Here is a 2,837-nt window from a genome sequence, read left to right as displayed (position 1 = left end):
GTTTTTTTACATTATATAATTAACGAGGGTAAAGTTATTAAATTTAACTCATAAATATTTCTTTAATAGTATTACTACACATTTGTGTATTGCTGCTGTTGATATTTATTAAATGCTATCGTAAGATATTTGTTTTTTTGTGCGTATGGGATAAGCTTTGAAATTTTTTAACGAATTTTCAATAAGTGTTAAAATGCCTATTTACAGTAAATTGGAGGTTGTAAGGTTTTAATTCCCGCCACGCGTTTTACTTCGATCTGTATAATAATTTACGGTTTTCACTCCCAATTGAACAAAAATGCCGGATTTTCTTCGGATATTGATTATCTACAAAGGCCATTCATGATCTGAAGAGATTTAATCATTTTGTTCTAGGTAATCTTAAACCTCAAACGGCAAACGGTCTAATACGGGGTTTTGAGTTCAGCTTGGGAACTGAAAATAATTAAAGAGCTAATTGTTTTCTTTGGCTATTTATTTATCGAAGAAGAATTTATACGAGCTTTATACGGAATACTTAATGAATATGTGTGTGAAGTTAGTCCTTAAGACTTCTAAATATTGGTAAAAGTAAGCGCAATAAATTTCGTTGTTAATTATTTTTTTACTACATTTAGGTAAAACATCATGCGAATGAATGCATTAGGAAAAAAAATTAGATTGCTTAGACACCAAAAAGGGTGGAGTCAAGAGGATGTCGCAAAGCGATTGGATATCTCTATCCCCGCGTTTTCAAAAATTGAAACAGGAATTACAGATGTGAATATGTCTCGCCTAAATCAAATTTCAAAATTATTCAATTTAACAGTTGTTCAACTATTGTCTACTTCTGATTCAGAAGAGGATAAAGAGTATGTCAGTGAAGTTAATGCGCTATCGAAAAAGTTGCAACAACGCGATAGCGAAGTCATCGAACTTCAGAAAAAGGTCATTGATCTTTACGAACAATTGTATAATGGTAGCGGATATTAAAAATTTTGGTAGTTTAAATAAAATGATCTTATCTGCATATTTGCCTACGGTAATCCCATATAGAGCTATACAAAGGGTAAAAATATAAACGCTCCCACGCACCGATTTTCCTCCCCGGCGCCCTTGGCACAATTGGGTCATCTTGCCTTCTGTTGGCTTAGGCCCAATGTCATTAAGTTAAGGGGTCAACCGCCGGTTTGTATTTGCCATTTGAGCCTCTCTGCTATTAAAAGGGTTGAAATTGGGTTGGGTAGTGTTTTATATTTTTGCTCTATACAAATTTGTCCTATTTTTTGTAGGGTGTGACCAGAATTCCACAAAATCGGACTTTTGGAGCTCTGTAGATAGACTGCTCCCCTTATAAGCAAGATTATATTTGCTTATAATTTGTCTTATATCTTTAATTTCCATCTCGGTTCTGGTAGTAAACTCAGAGTCTTTCATTAAGATGAATTCAATAAGATATGGAATTGAGGGAGGTTCAGACAGGATTTTACTATATTCAGTATTATTTTTATGATATAATTCCAAAATTTTACGATATCCTAAACTGGGTGTAACAATAGTTGTAGTTAACTTAATAAATGGTACATTGAAGAAATTACTAGCTTTTTCAATAGAAGGTATATCAAAATCATATTTCCCTTCTTTTAAGTATTGAACCCACCTTTTAGACAATCCAATTATATTACCGAATTCCTCCAACGTCAATCCACTATAGCGGATTAATATAAATATATTGTTCCTTGTTATTGTTGCACTAAATTTTTTCATGCAACAAAATCAAAATAAAAGTAATCTAAAAAAGCGCAAATAAATTCTCTTTTTTAAATTATTATTGATATATTTGTTTTAAACAAGTAATAAAATAAGCTTGTAACAGAATTGAATAAAAAAGTAGGATATTAATTAGACAACATCGAACTCTCGTAGCGGATTTGGCGATTTAGCAATGCGGGGGTGGGTAATGCGTCAATTTTCCTATCTTTGGGAGATATAAACTCCTAGGGTAGGGTTGGCGCTTGCTTCATCTGAGCATTGCTCATACTTTTCGAAGTATGGAACACTGAAAGTCACACCCTAGGGTGACGAGTAAAGGTTTCGCCAAAACCTCGCTGTAAAGATAAGCCGGCAGTCAATCCATTTTTGCCACTTCTTGGAGAGTTCTTAGAAATAAGAGCTGATGAGAACAACAAGTATACAGAATAAGCATCATCTTTTATCATTGAAAAATGGTAACAGTAATGCTTATTTTGCTTTTTATGCTAGCAAAAAGTACTTGCTTCAAAAATTAGCTTGTCCTCCGGAATAACCCTCCGGATACCTATATACCGTCCCTTCTGTTCCGGCCGAATCCGTCATAAATTTTCCAAGGGCTAAGGGGCGGTTATTTTATAATTATAAGCCAAAAACAAACCAATTTTTCTTCGAAAAATAAACGCTATTAGCGTAATGGGATAAATATGCTCTTTTCGCACTGCAATTTTTCTGCCATAAACAGACCATATTATGATTACACTTATATTGTTAATATTAAAAGATATTTTAAAAGCAAAGTCCCGAAGGTGGAACCGCCCGTTAATATCATTTACAATCCTTTTTGTTTCTATGTTTAGTTTAACGGCCCAGACGCCCCGCAAGGATAGCGGAGCCATGGGTCCTAAACCATTACAGATCGGCGACAGCATCCCCGATGCCCTGTGGCACCTGCCCCTGAATACAGTAAGGCCAGCAAATGGAAAACCAAATATAACTCTTGACGATTTTAGGGACAAAAAGCTCATTGTACTCGATTTTTGGAACACCTGGTGTGGCAGCTGCATCACAGGGATCAAACATGGCGGGCAGCTCCAAGGAGCCACCAA

Annotated in this window: 3 protein-coding genes; 2 read left to right on the top strand and 1 reads right to left on the bottom strand. The window is 35.0% G+C overall.

Annotated features, from left to right (window positions below):
* Positions 1 to 633 precede the first annotated feature (633 nt).
* Positions 634 to 972, top strand: coding sequence for a helix-turn-helix domain-containing protein (locus tag AC07UV_RS25595; RefSeq protein WP_495185836.1), 339 nt, complete (start codon positions 634 to 636; stop codon positions 970 to 972).
* Positions 973 to 1,230: 258 nt separating this feature from the next.
* On the opposite strand, the gene AC07UV_RS25590 is transcribed toward AC07UV_RS25595, so the two are convergent.
* Complete coding sequence (locus tag AC07UV_RS25590) at positions 1,231 to 1,746, bottom strand: helix-turn-helix domain-containing protein (protein WP_495185835.1); 516 nt, start codon at positions 1,744 to 1,746, stop codon at positions 1,231 to 1,233.
* An 834-nt stretch (positions 1,747 to 2,580) separates the two neighbouring features.
* On the opposite strand from AC07UV_RS25590, the gene AC07UV_RS25585 reads away from it, so the two are divergent.
* Positions 2,581 to 2,837: TlpA family protein disulfide reductase (locus AC07UV_RS25585; protein WP_495185834.1), on the top strand; the 257-nt coding region annotated here is incomplete at its 3' end.

It is taken from the genome of Sphingobacterium sp. GW821-FHT03E03, from assembly GCF_059420745.1.
Note: the sequence above shows the minus strand (reverse complement) of the source record. Positions and strands in the feature narration are given on the sequence as shown.